This is a genomic window from Streptomyces sp. NPDC048484 (assembly GCF_040651415.1).
Lineage (GTDB): Bacteria > Actinomycetota > Actinomycetes > Streptomycetales > Streptomycetaceae > Streptomyces.
This window is the reverse complement of the sequence record NZ_JBEZJY010000026.1, coordinates 99654-115287: the sequence shown is the minus strand read 5'-3', so window position 1 is coordinate 115287 and position 15634 is coordinate 99654. Positions and strand designations below refer to the sequence as shown.

18 protein-coding genes are annotated in these 15634 nt (G+C 70.8%); 8 read left to right on the top strand and 10 right to left on the bottom strand.

The window, feature by feature from the left end:
• Positions 1-98: 98 nt before the first annotated feature.
• The 3 genes from AB0D14_RS26010 to AB0D14_RS26000 are packed head-to-tail and all read right to left on the bottom strand — an operon-like array spanning position 99 to position 3393.
• Positions 99-1259, bottom strand: coding sequence for an iron ABC transporter permease (locus AB0D14_RS26010; RefSeq protein WP_362783304.1), 1161 nt, complete (start codon positions 1257-1259; stop codon positions 99-101).
• On the bottom strand, positions 1256-2269 hold the full coding sequence (locus tag AB0D14_RS26005; RefSeq protein WP_362783301.1) for an iron ABC transporter permease: 1014 nt from the start codon (positions 2267-2269) through the stop codon (positions 1256-1258). Before AB0D14_RS26005 ends, AB0D14_RS26010 begins: the two co-directional genes overlap by 4 nt.
• Before the next feature lie 20 nt (positions 2270-2289).
• Positions 2290-3393, bottom strand: coding sequence for an iron-siderophore ABC transporter substrate-binding protein (locus AB0D14_RS26000; RefSeq protein WP_362783298.1), 1104 nt, complete (start codon positions 3391-3393; stop codon positions 2290-2292).
• Positions 3394-3575: 182 nt separating this feature from the next.
• On the opposite strand from AB0D14_RS26000, the gene AB0D14_RS25995 reads away from it, so the two are divergent.
• A complete protein-coding gene (locus tag AB0D14_RS25995) occupies positions 3576-3974 on the top strand; it encodes a VOC family protein (protein ID WP_362783295.1) in 399 nt (132 codons plus the stop codon).
• On the opposite strand, the gene AB0D14_RS25990 is transcribed toward AB0D14_RS25995, so the two are convergent.
• Positions 3941-4330: a helix-turn-helix domain-containing protein gene (locus AB0D14_RS25990; RefSeq protein WP_362783292.1), complete on the bottom strand. Its 390-nt coding sequence runs from the start codon at positions 4328-4330 to the stop codon at positions 3941-3943. The genes AB0D14_RS25995 and AB0D14_RS25990 overlap by 34 nt on opposite strands.
• A 150-nt stretch (positions 4331-4480) precedes the next feature.
• Between AB0D14_RS25990 and AB0D14_RS25985 the strand changes: the two genes are divergently transcribed.
• From AB0D14_RS25985 to AB0D14_RS25975, 3 genes are all read left to right on the top strand, one after another.
• The gene (locus tag AB0D14_RS25985; RefSeq protein ID WP_362783289.1) at positions 4481-5152 is read left to right on the top strand and encodes an NAD(P)-binding domain-containing protein; all 672 of its coding nucleotides are present in this window, start codon (positions 4481-4483) and stop codon (positions 5150-5152) included.
• A gap of 105 nt (positions 5153-5257) precedes the next feature.
• On the top strand, positions 5258-5656 hold the full coding sequence (locus tag AB0D14_RS25980; protein ID WP_362783286.1) for a hypothetical protein: 399 nt from the start codon (positions 5258-5260) through the stop codon (positions 5654-5656).
• 316 nt (positions 5657-5972) lie between these two features.
• Positions 5973-6524 carry a DUF3455 domain-containing protein gene (locus AB0D14_RS25975; RefSeq protein ID WP_362783283.1) on the top strand — a complete coding sequence of 184 codons (552 nt, stop codon included), beginning with the start codon at positions 5973-5975 and terminating at the stop codon, positions 6522-6524.
• Between the two features lie 160 nt (positions 6525-6684).
• Here the strand turns inward: AB0D14_RS25975 and AB0D14_RS25970 are convergent, their stop codons facing one another.
• Complete coding sequence (locus tag AB0D14_RS25970; RefSeq protein ID WP_362783403.1) at positions 6685-7623, bottom strand: DUF5829 family protein; 939 nt, start codon at positions 7621-7623, stop codon at positions 6685-6687.
• 132 nt (positions 7624-7755) lie between these two features.
• On the bottom strand, positions 7756-8493 hold the full coding sequence (locus AB0D14_RS25965) for an SDR family oxidoreductase (protein ID WP_362783280.1): 738 nt from the start codon (positions 8491-8493) through the stop codon (positions 7756-7758).
• A 105-nt stretch (positions 8494-8598) separates the two neighbouring features.
• On the opposite strand from AB0D14_RS25965, the gene AB0D14_RS25960 reads away from it, so the two are divergent.
• Positions 8599-9408 carry a helix-turn-helix transcriptional regulator gene (locus AB0D14_RS25960; RefSeq protein ID WP_362783277.1) on the top strand — a complete coding sequence of 270 codons (810 nt, stop codon included), beginning with the start codon at positions 8599-8601 and terminating at the stop codon, positions 9406-9408.
• 188 nt (positions 9409-9596) lie between these two features.
• On the top strand, positions 9597-10109 hold the full coding sequence (gene msrA, locus AB0D14_RS25955) for a peptide-methionine (S)-S-oxide reductase MsrA (RefSeq protein WP_362783274.1): 513 nt from the start codon (positions 9597-9599) through the stop codon (positions 10107-10109).
• A 170-nt stretch (positions 10110-10279) separates the two neighbouring features.
• Here msrA and AB0D14_RS25950 read toward each other — a convergent pair whose 3' ends face one another.
• Positions 10280-11398: a hypothetical protein gene (locus AB0D14_RS25950; RefSeq protein ID WP_362783271.1), complete on the bottom strand. Its 1119-nt coding sequence runs from the start codon at positions 11396-11398 to the stop codon at positions 10280-10282.
• Positions 11399-11541: 143 nt separating this feature from the next.
• Here AB0D14_RS25950 and AB0D14_RS25945 point away from each other — a divergent pair, with 143 nt between their 5' ends.
• Entirely contained in the window at positions 11542-12696 is a 1155-nt protein-coding gene (locus AB0D14_RS25945; protein ID WP_362783269.1) for a cystathionine gamma-synthase, read from the top strand.
• Between the two features lie 22 nt (positions 12697-12718).
• On the opposite strand, the gene AB0D14_RS25940 is transcribed toward AB0D14_RS25945, so the two are convergent.
• The 3 genes from AB0D14_RS25940 to AB0D14_RS25930 all read right to left on the bottom strand — a co-directional run bounded on the left by AB0D14_RS25940 (position 12719) and on the right by AB0D14_RS25930 (position 14215).
• Positions 12719-12970 (bottom strand): hypothetical protein, encoded by a 252-nt coding sequence (locus tag AB0D14_RS25940; protein ID WP_362783266.1) that lies wholly within the window; start codon positions 12968-12970, stop codon positions 12719-12721.
• On the bottom strand, positions 12967-13476 hold the full coding sequence (locus AB0D14_RS25935; RefSeq protein WP_362783263.1) for a sigma factor-like helix-turn-helix DNA-binding protein: 510 nt from the start codon (positions 13474-13476) through the stop codon (positions 12967-12969). Before AB0D14_RS25935 ends, AB0D14_RS25940 begins: the two co-directional genes overlap by 4 nt.
• Positions 13477-13714: 238 nt before the next feature.
• Positions 13715-14215: a MarR family transcriptional regulator gene (locus AB0D14_RS25930; RefSeq protein ID WP_362783401.1), complete on the bottom strand. Its 501-nt coding sequence runs from the start codon at positions 14213-14215 to the stop codon at positions 13715-13717.
• A 162-nt stretch (positions 14216-14377) separates the two neighbouring features.
• Between AB0D14_RS25930 and ilvA the strand changes: the two genes are divergently transcribed.
• Positions 14378-15607 carry a threonine ammonia-lyase gene (gene ilvA / locus AB0D14_RS25925; protein ID WP_362783260.1) on the top strand — a complete coding sequence of 410 codons (1230 nt, stop codon included), beginning with the start codon at positions 14378-14380 and terminating at the stop codon, positions 15605-15607.
• Positions 15608-15634: the final 27 nt, after the last annotated feature.

The following is a 15634-nucleotide window of genomic DNA, read 5'->3' as shown; positions in this document are numbered from 1 at the left end:
GTGGGGGTTGGTCGCGCAGTTCCCCGCGCCCCTGAAAAGCGGCGGGGTGGCGCCCCGCCCTCCCCGGGCCCTGAAGAGCGGGGCTGCGCCCCTGCCCTTCAGCTTTTGGGGGCGGCCAGTAGCCAGAGCAGGTACGGGCCGCCCACCAGGGCTGTGAGTGCCCCCACTGGGATTTCCAGTGGGGGCATCATCGTGCGGGCGGTCAGGTCGGCCGTCACCAGGACCACCGCTCCCGTCAGCGCCGAGGCCACGAGCGGCAGCTGGGGGGCGCGGGTCAGGCGGCGGGCCAGCTGGGGGGCGGTGAGGGCGACAAAGCCGATCGGGCCCGCCGCTCCGGTGGCGGTCGCCGCGAGGATCACGCCAAGGACGGTCAGCGCGAGCTGGGCCCGGTGCACGCGGACGCCGAGCGCCGCGGCCGTGTCGGGGTCCAGGCCCAGCGGTCGCAAGGCCCGGCTCGCCCACACGAGGGCGGGCAGGGAGACCAGCAGGACCCAGCCCAGGGGGACCGCCTGCTCCCAGCCGCGCCCGTTGAGACTGCCGGTCAGCCACAGCTTGACCTGCTCGGCCGCCGCCAGTTCGCTCTCGGTGAGGTAGAGCTGGACGACGGCGGAGAGCGCGACGCCGATCCCGACCCCGGTGAGCACGAACCGGCTGGGCTGCATGCCGTGCCGCCAGGCCAGTACGTACACCAGTGCGGCGGCCGCGAGACCGCCCGCGACGGAGACAGCCGGGAGCGCGCCCGGCGAGGCGACCGTTCCGGTGGCGAGCGCCAGTACCGTCGCGGCCGCCGCCCCGTGCCCGACGCCGATGACGTCCGGGCTGGCCAGCGGGTTGCGGGTGACGGTCTGCACGAGCGCCCCGGACATCCCGAGCGCGGCACCGACCAGCGCCCCGAGCACGATCCGCGGCACGCGCAGCTCACCCACGATCAGGTCGTACGGGCCTCCGTGGCCGCGCAGGACCCGCCAGACCTCGCCGGGCGGAACGTACGTCTGCCCGGCGCAGGCCGAGAGCAGCATCGCGCCCGTCAGGAGTAGGAGGAGTACGCCGGCCACCGCGGCCGAGCGGCGGTGCAGGAGGAGAGAGAAGGAGCGCCGGCGAATGACGAAGAGGCCGGCGGAACGGGGGTACGTCGGGGCCGTGCCAGGCCGGGTCGTCGAAGTCGGCGAGGTCGGTGGGGACGACATGGGCATCCAGGGCATCCGGGGTGTCCGGGTCGGCCGGGTCAGCCGGGGTCGTTCGGGTTTCGCCGCCGTCATGTGGCCACCGTTCTGCGCCGTACGAGCACGATCAGCACCGGCACTCCGACGAGTGCCGTCATCACCCCGGCCGGCACTTCCGCGGGGGCGCGGACGACCCGCCCCGCCACATCCGCCGCGAGCAGCAGGGCCGCCCCGAGCAGGGCGGACAGGGGGAGGGTCCAGCGGTGGCCGCCCGGGACAAGGCGGCGGGCCAGATGTGGCACGGCGAGGCCGATGAAGGCGATCGGCCCGGCGGCGGCCACCGCGGCCGCGGTCAGCACCGTGGCCCCGAGCGCCGCACAACCCCGTACGAGCTGGACCCTGTGGCCCAGGCCGCGCGCGGTGTCGTCGCCGAGCGCGAGCGCGTCGAGGCCGCGCGCGCAGGCGAGCACCAGCAGCGCGCCGGCCGCGAGGAAGGGCAGCATCTTCCCGACCGTCCCCGCGTCGCGCCCGCTCAAGGCGCCCACCTGCCAGAACCGGAACTGGTCGAGCGTCGCCGAACTCGACGTCAGGACCACGGTGGTGGCACCGCCCACCATCGCGGACAGCGCGGTACCGGCGAGCGCGAGCTTCACCGGCGAGGCGCCGCCCCGGCCGCGCGAGGCGACCGCGTAGACGAGGCAGGCCGCGAGCACGGCGCCCACGAAGGCGTACCAGACATAGCCGCCGAAGCCGTTCGCGAGTCCGCCGGTGATCGCGAACACGACCCCGGCCGCGGCCCCCTGGCTCAGTCCGAGGATTCCCGGGTCGGCCAGCGGATTGCGGGTGACGGCCTGCAGCGCCGCCCCCGAAAGCCCGAGCGCGGCCCCCGCGGCGAGCCCGACCTCGGTACGGGGCAGCCGCAACGACCGTACGACCAGCGCGTCCCGCGAGCCGCCGCCGTGCAGCAGCGCGTCGAGCACAGCGGACAACGGCACCGGGCGGGTGCCGACGGCGAGGCTCAGGGCGACCGCGGCGAGGGCGAGGAGGAGCGCGGCGGCCAGCCAGGCGGTACGGACGGTCGTGCGGTCGCTCGTACGGTCTCTCACGTGCTTGCGCGCCTACTCGCCTACTTGCTGAGGGACTCGGTGAGCTGTTGCACGACCAGGCGCGCCGCCGTGGGGCCCGCGTTGAGGTACCAGGGATCGTCGTCGACCTTGACGGCGTGCCCGGCCCCGACGGCCTTCATCGACTTCCACAGCGGTCCGGCGAGCACGCTCCCCGCGTCGGTTTTGCCCTTGTCCCCCTGCACGGAGTAGAAGATCCAGTCGCCGTCCGCGACATCGATGCTCTCGGCTCCGATGTCCTCCGAAATGGCCTTGAACTGCTGGGACTCGGGCCGTCCGAGCCCCATGTCGACGGCGATCGATCCGGTGAAGGAGGAGACGCCGAACATCCGGGTCCGGTCGGGCGTGAACCGCACCATGGAGACCGCGGTGTCCGCCCCGCCGACCCGCCCGCCCGCCGCGGCGGCGTCCTCGGCGTGCTCGTCGAGGAGCTTCCGCGCCCGCTCACCCTTGCCGACGGCATCGCCGACGAGCAGCAGGTCGCGCTTCCAGTTGACGCCGTTGCCCGCGGTGATCACGGTGGGGGCGATCTTCGACAGCTTGGGGTAGAGATCGCCGAGCGAGTCGTTGGCGAGGATGAGGTCGGGTCGCGCGGTGGCCAGCGTCTCCAGGTTGGGCGCGGCCCGCGTCCCCGCGTCGGTCATCCTCGCGAGCGGCTTCTTGTAGCGGGGGAAGGCGTCGGCGAGGTAGCCGGGTACGAGTCCCGCGTTGTCGGCGCGGGTGGTGGCGGCCGGTACGACTCCGAGGGTGAGGAGGTCGTCGAGCTGCCCGGTGCTGAGCACGGCGATCCGCTTCGGTGCGGCCGAGATCTCCGTGCGGCCCTTGAAATGGCCGACGGTACGGGGGAACTCGCCGTCCGCCGCCTTCGTACCCATGCCGTCGGCGAGGGCGCTGGGTGCGGCGGAGGGGCCCTGCGAGGCCCCGGCGACGAGATTGCGGTCGCTCTTCCCGCCTTCGCCCCCGCCGCTGCCGGAGGCCCCGGAGCCGTCGGAACTCCCCGAACCTCCGGAGGCCGAGCATCCGGCCATCAGCCCGCCGACCACGGACACGGCCAGAACGGCCTTCACCACCGACGTGCGCACAACTCGCTCCGATACCTGGGACATTGAACCAACTGGATCAATGGGGCCGCTCACAGGCCTGCGGGGCCCGATCTATAAGGAAAGGCTTACCTTATCTGGCGTGTCTGTGGGGGGCGCCGGGGGCTGCCGCACAGCAGGGCGGGCGCCTAGCGTGGGAGGTGCAGCAGTCGCAAGGTCCGAGCTGACGAGCCGAGGAGGTCCGCACGATGACCGTCGAGCTGAACCACACGATCGTCGCCGCCCACGACAAGAAGACATCGGCCCAGTTCCTCGCCGACATCCTGGGCCTGGAAGTGAGTCCTCCGTACGGCCCCTTCGTCCCCGTCCAGATCCCCAACGGCGTGACCCTCGACTACATGGACGCCGTCGGCACCATCCCGCCCCAGCACTACGCGTTCCTGGTCTCGGAAAACGACTTCGACACGATCTTCGCCCGCGTCCAGGACGCCGGCCTCACGTACTGGGCGGACCCGTTCCACCGCCGTGTCAACGAGATCAACACGAACGACGGCGGCCGCGGCACCTATTTCGAGGACCCGAACGGCCACAGCCTGGAGATACTCACCCGCCCTTACGGGAGTGGGGCGCCCTCCGCCCTTTCCTGAGCTTCGAGAAGCTCGTCACCGTGGTCGATCACCCAGCGCCCGAGCGCCATCAGGGGGCCCTCGACCAGGCTCTGTCCCAGACCGGTGAGGGCGTACTCGACGCGAGGCGGTGCCTCGGCGTGCGCGCGGCGGTCGATCAGACCGGCGGTGAGCAGGCGGCGCAGGGTGTCGGTCAGGACCTTGTCGCTGATGCCGCCGATCGCGGCGCGCAGCTCGTGGCGTCGGCGCGGGCCCGTGCGCAGCGCCGCCAGCGCGACGGGGTCCCAGGTGTGGGCGAACAGATCGGTGGCCGCCCTCAGGCGGCAGTCGGCAACCAACTCGTAGCAGTGCGCCTCGTGATCACGGTGATCAGTCATCTTGCCGCCCTCATCTTGCCGCCGTCACCGCGCCGTCGTCACATCGTTGCCATCATCGCGCGTCGGTCACGCACCGATCGGTGCGTGCCGCGGTCCCTACCGTGACTACCCAACTGAGCACGTACGACCACCGCTTGAGAGGGAGCAGCGATGCGCATCGGGATTCTGGGAACAGGCACACTGGCGGCGGCCCTGGGTGAGGGCTGGACGCGCGCGGGGCACGAGGTGGCGGTCGCCGGACGTTCGCAGGTCAAGGCGGAGAAGCTCGCCGAGCGGCTGGGGCACGGGGTGCTCGCCGTCACGCCACGCGCTGCGGTCGTCGGACGCGACGCGGTGCTGCTCGCCGTGTCGTGGGACGGTGTCGCGGACATGCTGGAGCTGGCGGGTGCCTCCGACGGCGTACTCGCGGGGACGCCTCTGATCGACCCCACGAACGCCGTCGCGCACGGTGTCGGCGATCTGCTCACCGAACGGGGCGAGTCGATGGCGATGCGCATCGCCGGGCTCGCACCGGGAGCCCACGTGGTGAAGGCGTTCCATCTCTTCCCCGCCGGCCTGTGGACGAGCCCCGCTGATGAAGGCGGCTCCCGTGCGACCGTGGCGATGTGCGGCGACGATCCGGCGGCACTGGGCGTCGTCGGTGAACTGGTGAGGGACGTCGGCGGAGCACCGGCGACGCTGGGGACCCTGGACCGCGTACGCCAGTTGGAGGAGGTGGCGGGCTTCGTCATAGGCTTGGCGTTCGCGGGTTTCGACCCCAACTCCGCGATCCCCCGGGTCTCTGCTGCCGCTCAGGTCTCTGCTGCCCCTCGGGTCTCCTGAGGCGGTGGCGTCGGCTGGACCGGCCTCACCGAAGGCGGACATCAGTGGATATCGGTGGATTTCGGCGGGTATCACCGGGGGAGCGATTTCGAAGGAGTGGCGACCATGAGGCTGGTCCACGAACCCGGCTACGGCGAAGGCGAAGTGGATCTCTCCGCATCGGCGGCTGAACTCACTTCGTTGGCAGACGCGGTGGCCCGGGGCGAGGGGTTGCTCAGCTCCACCTTCTCGCCGGGCGGCAACGGCGACGCCCTGGGCGGGGTCGAAGTCAGGGGGACGTCAGGCCCCGGGGTTCTCATCCGCCGGGACGCGGAGCGGCACATCCTTGTGATCAGCGGTGATGTCGCCGGCCGGGCGGTACTCGCAGAAAATCTGCGGGAGATGGCCACTGCCGAGGACGGCGGTCATCTCCACGTCGAGTACTTTCCCGACCACTTCTACCTGGCCGAGGGCTCACTGCCCATGGTGGTCAACAGTCCGCACGGAGGCATGCCGACCCGGTGAGTGACCCGGTAGCGGTTCGGTGAGTGACCCGGGCAGTGACCTGGCGAGTGACCCGGTGAGCGGGCCCCACCCGCTCCAGGGGCACATCGGGCGTCCCCGAGTCCCCGCGGCGTGACCGGGCGTATGCCCCCCAGGCCCTCGTCAGGGTGGAACCCGTCCGGTGATACTCGATGCTCCGTCACCGCGCCGCGCGCTCGACTCTGCGGCCCGATCTGTCGTCTCGTCAACGATTCCGGTACGGCGGAACGGCGTCCGCGTTCGCGCCCATGACCCGCGCCTGTGACCTCGTTCAGAAATTATTCTGGAGACACATTCGATGAAGCTCGCCAAGCGTCTTGTTCTCACCACCACGGCTCTCGCCGCCGTGACCGTCGGCATGCTCTCCGGCGCGACCGCCGGCCAGGCCGCGGTCTCGCAGCCCGTACGCGCCGGTGTAACGGTTCCCGACGCACTGAAGGTACCCGACGGCAACCGGCTCACCGGCGTCTTCTCCGCCGAGGGCGTCCAGACGTACACCTGCACCGACGGTGCCTGGAAGCTGCTGGAGCCCGCCGCCACCCTCTGGGCCAAGAAGGACAGCTCCCGCCGTCCCGTCGCCCTCCACTCCCGCGGTCCCGTCTGGGTGTCCACGGTGGACGGCAGCGCCGTGAACGCAGCCGCCGTCGCCACCTCACCCAAGGACGGCACCATCCCCGAACTCCTGCTGAAGTCCACCGCCACCCGCGGCACCGGGGTCTTCGCCGACGTCTCCTACATCCAGCGCCTGGGCACCAAGGGCGGCGTCGCCCCGACCACCGCCTGCACCGGCACCGACCAGGTCAGCGTCCCCTACTCCGCCACCTACACCTTCTACAAGCCCGCCAAGTGACACTGGTGAGCTGAAGAGCAAGAGCAAGAAAAAGGGCAGGGGCCCCTCGGGCAACATCGAGGGGCCCCTGCCTCGCGCCAGCCACCAGCCGCCAGCCGACATCGGCCGACAGCGAGTGGGGCCCTTACGCCGGGGGCCGAGCCAGGGTGTCGGGTGTCGTCTACCGGGTGCCGTTGTCGGCGAACGTCCACACGGCACGGCTGCCGGGGCCGACGGCGAGGGCCGAGTGACCGATCCGCTCCACATGCCGGTCCTTCACGGACCGGTTGAGGGACATCTCCACCCGCTGCAACCCCGCTTGTTCGCGCGGGACGGCGTCGAACCGAATCGTGGTGCCGCCACGCTCCGCGACGACGCCGCCGCCACTGCTGCCGCCACCGCCCGTCACGGTCCGGACGGCGAATCCGCCGGCCCGCAGCAGCGGCACGGTGTCGGCGAGGTCGCTTTCGGTGACCCCGAGGCGGAGAGAGGTCACGTCACGCATCAGGTGGGTGCGGTAGTCGTCTGACAGGTAGCGCTCCCGGCCGACGTCACCGGGGAAACTCGCCGGCTCGGTTTTGCCGCGAGGATCGGCGAAGTACTCGGGCCGGTACTCCATCGCCCAGGCTCCGAAGGCGTCGTACTCGGTGGTGGTGAGGACGGCGTCGAACCACGGCACGGGCACACCGTCACCGAAGTCCCTGGTCTGGAGGAACTCGACGGGGTCGGCGACCCCCTCGTCCTTCAGCCGCTCGGTGACCGTCGCCAGGTCGCCCGCCCGCTCGGTCGAGAGTCCCAGTCCGGCGGAGCCGAGGGTGCCGTCCTGGCCGGCAAGGTCACCGACTCCGAACAGTTCGAGGTAGGTCTCGCGGCCCGTCAGATAGCGGCCGGTCCAGGTCTGTCCGCCGGTACCGGTCGTGGTGCGGACCTGGAAGCTGGCGAAGTCCCGCAGGTAGTCGGAGTGTTCGACGGCGTCGGCGGTCTCCCGGTCGAGGACTCCGTAGGAGTGGTTGTAGAACAACAACTGTCTGTCGTTCGACGACCGGTTCCCCTCGGCCTGTGCCGTCCCCACACCACCTCCGACCGCTCCGGCGAGGGCCACGGCGAGCACGACAACCATCCGTAATGTCCGGCGAATCAGCATGCGAGAGATCGTAGGGCGGGGAGGCTGTCAGCGGCACCCACCGGACAGTCCCGCTGGCGCGGACGAGTCGTCCGCGTCGGAACGGTGGGGTCGGAACGGCGGGGGAGGTCAGCTCTGGGCGGTGGGTCGGACAACGATCTCGTTCACGTCGACGCTGTCGGGCTGTTCGATGGCGAACGCGATGGCCCGGGCGATCGCCTCAGGCGGGATCGCGATGTCGTCCCGCATCTTCGTGATCTCCGCGCGGATCTGCCGGTTGGTCGATGCCTCGGCGAAGTCGGTCGCGGTCACCCCGGGCGAGACGGTGGTCACCCGCAGGGAGCCGTCCGCTTCCTGGCGCAGCCCTTCGCAGATGGCCCGGACCGCGAACTTCGTACCGGCGTAGACGGCCATGGCCGGCACGACACGAAACGCGGCCGTGGAGGCGATGGTGATGAAATGGCCGGTCCCCTGCGCCCGGAAGACCGGCAGCGCGGCACCGATGCCATGCAGTACACCCTTCACGTTGACGTCGACCATCTGATCCCATTCGGCGACGCGCAGATCGTCGAGGGGCGAGATGGTGCCGACCCCGGCATTGCTGACGAGCACGTCGAGACGACCGAAGCGCTCACCGGCCAGCGCGACCAGGTTGTGCAGGTCGCCCAACCGGGTCACGTCGGTGCGGGTCTGTACGGCCTCGCCGCCGGCCCTTTCGATCCGGTCCACCAGTTTCTCCATGTGCGCGGTCCGGCGCGCACCCAGAACCAGCCGTGCGCCGCGTTCGGCGAGCAGCAGCGCGGTCGCCTCGCCGATGCCGCCGCTGGCTCCGGTGACCGCCACCACCTTGCCTTCGATTCCCGACATGATGTCTTCCTCCTCGTATCGCGTTTCGCGTTCTGTACTTGAACTCAGTCTGCGACGGACTTAGCCTGGTATCCAGAGCGTGTTTATTCTGGAACCAGGACTGCTATGCCGAAACAGCCGGACCGTCGTCAGGAACTGGGTGCTTTCCTGCGCAGCCGCAGAGCACGCATCACTCCGGACGAGGTAGGCCTGCCGCAGACCGGTCGCCGCCGGACTCCGGGACTGAGGCGGGAGGAACTCGCCCTGCTCGCCGGGATCAGCGCCACCTGGTACACGTATCTGGAGCAAGGACGGAAGATCCGCGCTTCCGAGCAGGTACTTGAGTCCCTCGCCTCGGTGCTGCGGCTCAACCGGCACGAGCGCGGGCACCTGCTCCAGCTCGCCGGTCACGCGCCACCGGCCGAGGCCGAGGCATCCGATCCGCTCCCGCCCGAAGTGGCGGCCGTCCCGCTCTTGTTGCAACCGCACCCCGCGTACGTCATCGACGGCAACTACGACGTCCTCAGCCACAACCAAGCGGCCGACCAGCTGTTCCCGAACCTCATCACCGAGGCCGACCGGACTGCCAACTTCGTCCGCTGGGTCTTCCTCGAACCCGCGGCCCGGGACGTGTTGGTCGACTGGGAGCCGGAGGCGCGAGGCCTGCTCGCCCGGCTCCGGACCCTGTCCGGACACCACCCCACCGACCTCCGGTACACCCGGCTGATCGAAGAGCTGCACGAGGGCAGCCCGGAAGCACAAGTCTGGTGGGCCCAGTACGAGGTGCAGGCCCGGCACAGCGGACGGAAACGGCTACGGCACCCGGGAGGCGAAGCGATCGACTACACGTACACCGCCTTCCACCTGGCCGAACAGCCGGAACAGACGCTGGTGATCTATTTCGCCGACACGCAGCCGATACTCAGCGGGCGTTGAGCGGGCACTGGCGTGGGGGGCGGCGGCAGGACCGGTGCGTTCTCCGCGGCGGCCGACCGCAGGGCCGGTCGGACGGGTATGGAATCGCTTGGAACCCTCGTGCGTTGATGCGAGAGGGTATGGGGTGCCGGTGGTGTGTGAGCCGAGCATCCCGAGTGATTGAACTGACAGATTTTGGAGGGTCGCACATGGCTGCGCAGACGCAGAGGGCCGTGCTGGCGGGCGGATGTTTCTGGGGGATGGAGGACCTGATCCGCCGGCTCCCGGGCGTGACGGCGACCCGGGTCGGATACACCGGGGGCGACGTGCCGAACGCGACGTACCGTAACCATGGCACGCACGCGGAGGCCATTGAGATCCTTTTCGACCCGGCGAAGACCGACTTCCGCGCGATCCTGGAGTTGTTCTTCCAGATCCACGATCCGAGCACCAAGAACCGTCAGGGCAACGACATCGGCCTCAGCTACCGCTCGGCGATCTACTACGTGGATGACGAGCAGAAGCGGACCGCTGAGGACACGATCGCGGATGTGGACGCATCCGGGCTGTGGCCGGACAAGGTCGTCACCGAGGTCGAGCCGGTCGGCCCCTTCTGGGAGGCCGAGCCCGAGCACCAGGACTACCTGCAGCGATACCCGGACGGCTACACCTGCCACTTCCCGCGCCCGGGATGGCGGCTGCCGGCCCGCACGGAGGGCTGAGCGGGCACGGAGGGCTGAGCGGGCGAGGCGGTCCGGCGGAGCCCGGCGAGAACTGGGCCGAGGCTCCGCGGCAGGGCGCTCTGCGGCAGGGCAGGGCCGGCACGGCGACCTGATTTTACGGACTGGGACGGCTGCTGCTTCGCTCCGGTCGGGGCTCCGCTCAGTGCGAATCAGTGCGACAGCGTGGCCGGGTTCCCTCCGTTCGCCTCGTAGCCCGCCACCGCCATGGCCCGGTACACCGCGTAGTCCGCCGCCGGGTCCCGGGTCAGTGTCCAGGGCAGGGCGCCCACGTGGCCGTCGACGTGCACCAGCTGGGTCATCGCCTCCGACCAGCGCTCGCCGCGGACCAGGAAGAAGATCAGCAGATGGCGGACGTGGGCGAGCATCGGGTCGTCGGAACGGGCCGAGTGGACCGCGAAGAGCGCGCCGTGGACCGCCTTGGTCACGACCTCGCTCTGGTAGAAGCCGCTGACGAGGTTCACCTCGGGGAGGTGCTCGAAGACCGCGAACAGCGGCATGGCCGCGAGGAGAGAGCCGTGCGGGGCGCGGGCGGCGGCCGCCTCCGCGAACGAGTACGCCGTCTCCCGCGAGCCGTGCCACTTCTCGCACCAGTAGTGCAGCGCCGCCAGATGCGCCCCCATGTGCGCGGGCGCCCGGTCCAGGATCTTCAGCCAGAGCTTCTCGAACTCCGGCTGGGAGTACGCGAGCCCGCGGGCCACCGAGAGTTCGATGATGTACGGGATCGGGTCACCCGGAGCCAGCAGTGCCGCGTCGCCACAGGCGGCCCGCGCCTCCTCCATGATGATCCGGAACTCGTCCGTCCCCGGTGACGACGTACGCCACGCCTGCTGCACCAGGAACTCCGCGTGCACGGCGGCGCCACCCGCGTCCTTGGCCTGCTCGGCCCGCCACACCCGCAGCCACTGCCCGCCGGGGCTGTCGCTCACACCGCCTGGGCGCTGCTGCAGTTCGAGTGACGCGGCGCCCGCGAAGGCCTGGACGCGCTGCCAGCGACGCTCGCCCTCCGTCTCCGTGCCGGCGAGGAGCTGCGACGCCGCGCGGTGGTCCTGGCTGCGCTGCACCAGGTCCAGGACCTCCAGCAGATCCTGGTCGGGGCCGGGCATGCGGATGTCCAGCTCCTCCTGGCGCAGAAAGCCGTAGTTCGCCGGGTCGGCTCCGTCCGGATCGCCGGGGGCGACCTGCTGGATACCGACCCGCCTGCGCCTCAGGATCGGCCCCAGGGCGAATCCGATCATGAGCAGGGCCATCAGGACCCAGAGAATCTCCATGCCACAAGCGAACCAGACCGGTCCGGCAATTGGCGAACCAGGTCCGCGAATCCTGTGGAAAACCTACGGGAGGGGGCGCCGGCGGAAGAGGTGGGGGGACGTCCGCCGTCACAATCCCCGCGGGCGCATTACCCTCGGTGCCCATGAGCGACAGGCACATCAGCCAGCACTTCGAAACCGTGGCGATCCACGCGGGCAACACCGCCGATCCCCTTACCGGCGCGGTCGTCCCGCCGATCTACCAGGTCTCGACCTACAAGCAGGACGGCGTCGGAGGTCTGCGCGGCGGCTACGAGTACAGCCGCAGCGCCAACCCGACCAGGACCGCCCTGGAGGAGAACCTCGCGGCCCTGGAGGGCGGCCGCCGCGGGCTCGCGTTCGCGTCCGGACTGGCGGCCGAGGACTGCCTGCTGCGTACGCTGCTCAGCCCCGGCGACCACGTGGTCATCCCCAATGACGCGTACGGCGGTACGTTCCGTCTCTTCGCGAAGGTCGTCTCGCGGTGGGGGGTGGAATGGTCGGTCGCCGACACCAGCGACCCTGCGGCCGTACGGGCCGCCATCACCCCGAAGACCAAGGCCGTCTGGGTGGAGACCCCCTCCAACCCGCTCCTCGGCATCACCGACATCGCCGCGCTCTCGCACGTCGCGCGCGAGGCCGGTGCGAAGCTGGTCGTTGACAACACCTTCGCCAGCCCCTACCTCCAGCAGCCGCTCGCGCTCGGCGCGGACGTCGTCGTGCACTCGCTGACCAAGTACATGGGTGGCCACTCCGACGTCGTCGGGGGTGCGCTCGTGGTCGGTGACCAGGAGCTCGGCGAGGAGCTGGCCTACCACCAGAACGCGATGGGCGCGGTGGCCGGCCCCATGGACGCCTGGCTGGTGCTGCGCGGCATCAAGACGCTCGCCGTCCGGATGGACCGGCACAGCGAGAACGCCACCAAGGTCGCCGAGATGCTCACCCGGCACGCGCGCGTGACGCGCGTTCTGTACCCGGGCCTTCCTGAGCACCCCGGTCACGAGACCGCCGCCAAGCAGATGAGGGCGTTCGGCGGCATGATTTCCTTCCAGGTCGAGGGGGGCGAGGAGGCGGCCGTCGAGGTCTGCAACCGGGCCAAGGTGTTCACCCTGGGCGAGTCCCTGGGCGGTGTCGAGTCCCTGATCGAGCATCCGGGGCGCATGACGCACGCGTCCGTGGCCGGGTCCCTTCTTGAGGTCCCCGCCGATCTCGTACGCCTCTCCGTGGGCATCGAGAACGTCGACGACCTCCTTGAGGACCTCAAGCAGGCCCTGGGATAGGCCAGCCGGCTGGGCTGGCGGCTCACCAGCCGGTCAGCGGTGGAGTCGTCTCAGACGGCGGCTCCACCCACGGCTGGGCGACCGACATCCACACCACGAAGGCCACGGCCGCCGCGAGCAGCAGCAGCCACGTCAGCCGCCGGGCGGCCGTTCGGCGGCGCATCATCCGTCCGCCCCTGCGTACCGCTTCCGTGTAGAGCTCCGGCGGTACAGGCGGCTGCGGTTGCTCCAGGATGCGCCGGACATCGGCCTCCCTGCGGCTCACCGGGCTCATGACGGCACCACCTTCGCGATGGGCGGGGCGGCCTCCCGCGGCGGATGCAGCAGGGTGGCCATGGCTCGGGCGCAGATCGTCCGTACGCGTTCCGTGGGCAGTCCCAGCAGCGCCGCGGCCTGTTCCTCGGCGACGCCCTCGTACATGCGCAGCACGAGGATCAGCCGTTCCTGCGGGGTGAGGCAGCTCAGGGCGCTGCCGGGGTTCGGGCGGCTTCGGGGGTGCGCCCAGCCGAGGCCGCCGTACTGGTGCCAGGCCCCACGCGCGAAGCGCACGGCCAGGTACTGCCGGGTCCGGTCGTACGGGTCCTCGCCGTGCAGCCGGTCCCATACGGCGTAAGTGTGGGACAGGGCCGCGACGAGCAGGCGTCGCGCGCGCGGGTTGTCGCCCGGGGGCTCCGCGGTGAGCAGCGTGGCGGCATGCAGCAACCGTCCCCCCGCACCCGCGACGAACGCCTCGAACTCCCGGGCACGGCGGACGTTCCGGGACGCCTGCCGCTCTCGCACCGTGCCTCCCGACGGTGAGAAACCGGGCCCTGGAGACGTACGCCGAGACCGCCGCGTACGTCAGGACCCGATCTCATATGAGGCCAGGCGCGGGCCCCTGGTCAAGAGGCCGGCACGAGACGGTACAAGAGAGCGTGGGGCTGCGGGAGAGAGCGTGAGGCGGCGTGGGGCAAGGCAATGGGACGGCCGAAGGCAGAAGCGCCTGCGGGCGCGGGCGCGGACGGGTGCCTCGGGGCCGTCAGGACGTGGTCGGTGCCTCTACGGACGGCGACGCGGCCATCCGGGTGGAGAGCGCGGCGTTGAAGCGGGTGAGCAGTGTGCAGAAGGCCTCGCGCTCCTCGGGTGACCACTCCTGGGTCACCTCGGACATCAACTGCCGCCTTGAGGAACGCACTTCCTCCAGGCGGGACAGTCCGCGCGGCGACAGCTGGAGCACCACGGCACGGCCGTCCTCCGGGTGTGAGGTGCGCTTGACGAGGCCGGTGTCGACCAGCGGGGCCACCTGCCGGGTGACCGTCGACGAGTCGATGCCCATGCTCGCGGCGAGTGCCTTGACGCCCATGGGCCCCTCCTTGTCGAGGCGGTTGAGCAGCAGATACGCGGCGCGGTCCATCGAGTTGCGCACCTGGCCGACCCCGCCGAGCCGGGTCTGTTCGGCACGGCGGGCGAACACCGCGACCTCGTGCTGCAGCGTTTCGAGAAGACCGGTGTCACCGACAGTTGTCATGTCCATCGACATTTCAGGCGTTGTGGGCATGGCCGGGGGCTCTATTCATGCGTGGGGCTGGGTTGGGGGACAGAGTACGCGGACCGGGGGCGGGCCGTACGGGCGCTGAGCAAACCGGTCTCGGACGGTGGTCACGGACGGTGGGGCGCGGTGTGAACTGCGAGACTGGTGGTCATGAGCTACCGCACGGCTGACTCCTTGCCGCTGGTGACCCTCGACGACGTGCGCGGCGCCCAGAAGATGCTCTCGGGCGTGGCACGAATGACCGCCATGGAGGGCAGCAGGTACCTGTCCCGGCTGGTCGGCGCGCCGGTCCACTTCAAGTGCGAGAACCTCCAGCGCACGGGTTCGTTCAAACTGCGCGGCGCGTACGTGCGGATCGCCGGGCTCCTTCCCGAGGAGCGGGCCGCCGGGGTGGTCGCGGCCAGTGCCGGCAACCACGCGCAGGGCGTCGCCCTGGCCTCCTCGCTGCTCGGCGTGCGCTCCACGGTGTTCATGCCGTCGGGCGCCCCGCTGCCGAAGGTCGCGGCCACCCGGCACTACGGCGCCGAGGTGCGTACGCACGGCACGGTGGTGGACGAGACGCTGGCCGCCGCGCAGGAGTACGCGGCCGAGACGGGCGCCGTCTTCATCCACCCCTTCGACCACCCCGACATCATCGCCGGGCAGGGCACGGTCGGCCTGGAGATCCTGGAGCAGTGCCCCGAGGTGCGCACGATCGTCGTGGGGATCGGCGGTGGCGGGCTCGCCGCGGGCATCGCGGTCGCGGTGAAGGCGCTGCGGCCGGACGTGCGGATCGTGGGGGTGCAGGCGGCGGGCGCGGCCGCGTACCCGCCCTCGCTCTCGGCGGGGCGCCCGGTGTCGGTCGAGAAGCCGGCGACGATGGCCGACGGGATCAAGGTCGGGCGGCCCGGGGACGTGCCGTTCCGGATCATCGGCGACCTGGTGGACGAGGTCCGTACGGTCTCCGAGGACGCGCTGTCCAGTGCGCTGCTGCTCTGCCTGGAGCGGGCCAAGCTGGTCGTCGAGCCCGCCGGCGCGAGCCCGGTCGCGGCGATCATGAGCGAGCCGGGCGCCTTCGAGGGCCCGGTCGTCGCGCTGCTGTCCGGCGGAAACGTGGACCCGCTGCTGATACAGCGCATCCTGCGCCACGGCATGGCCGCGAACGGCCGCTACCTCGCGGTCACGCTGCGGCTGACGGACCGGCCCGGCGCCCTGGCCACACTTCTCGGGGTGTTGTCAGTGGTGGACGCTAACGTCCTCGATGTGAGTCACGTACGGACCGATCCCCGGCTCGGGCTCACGGAGGTGGAGGTCGAGCTGCACCTGGAGACGAAGGGGCCGGAGCACTGCGCCGAGGTGAACTCGGCGCTGCGGCGGGCGGGTTACACGGTCATCGGCTGAGGCCGGTTGGGGCCGGCCGGAATCCAG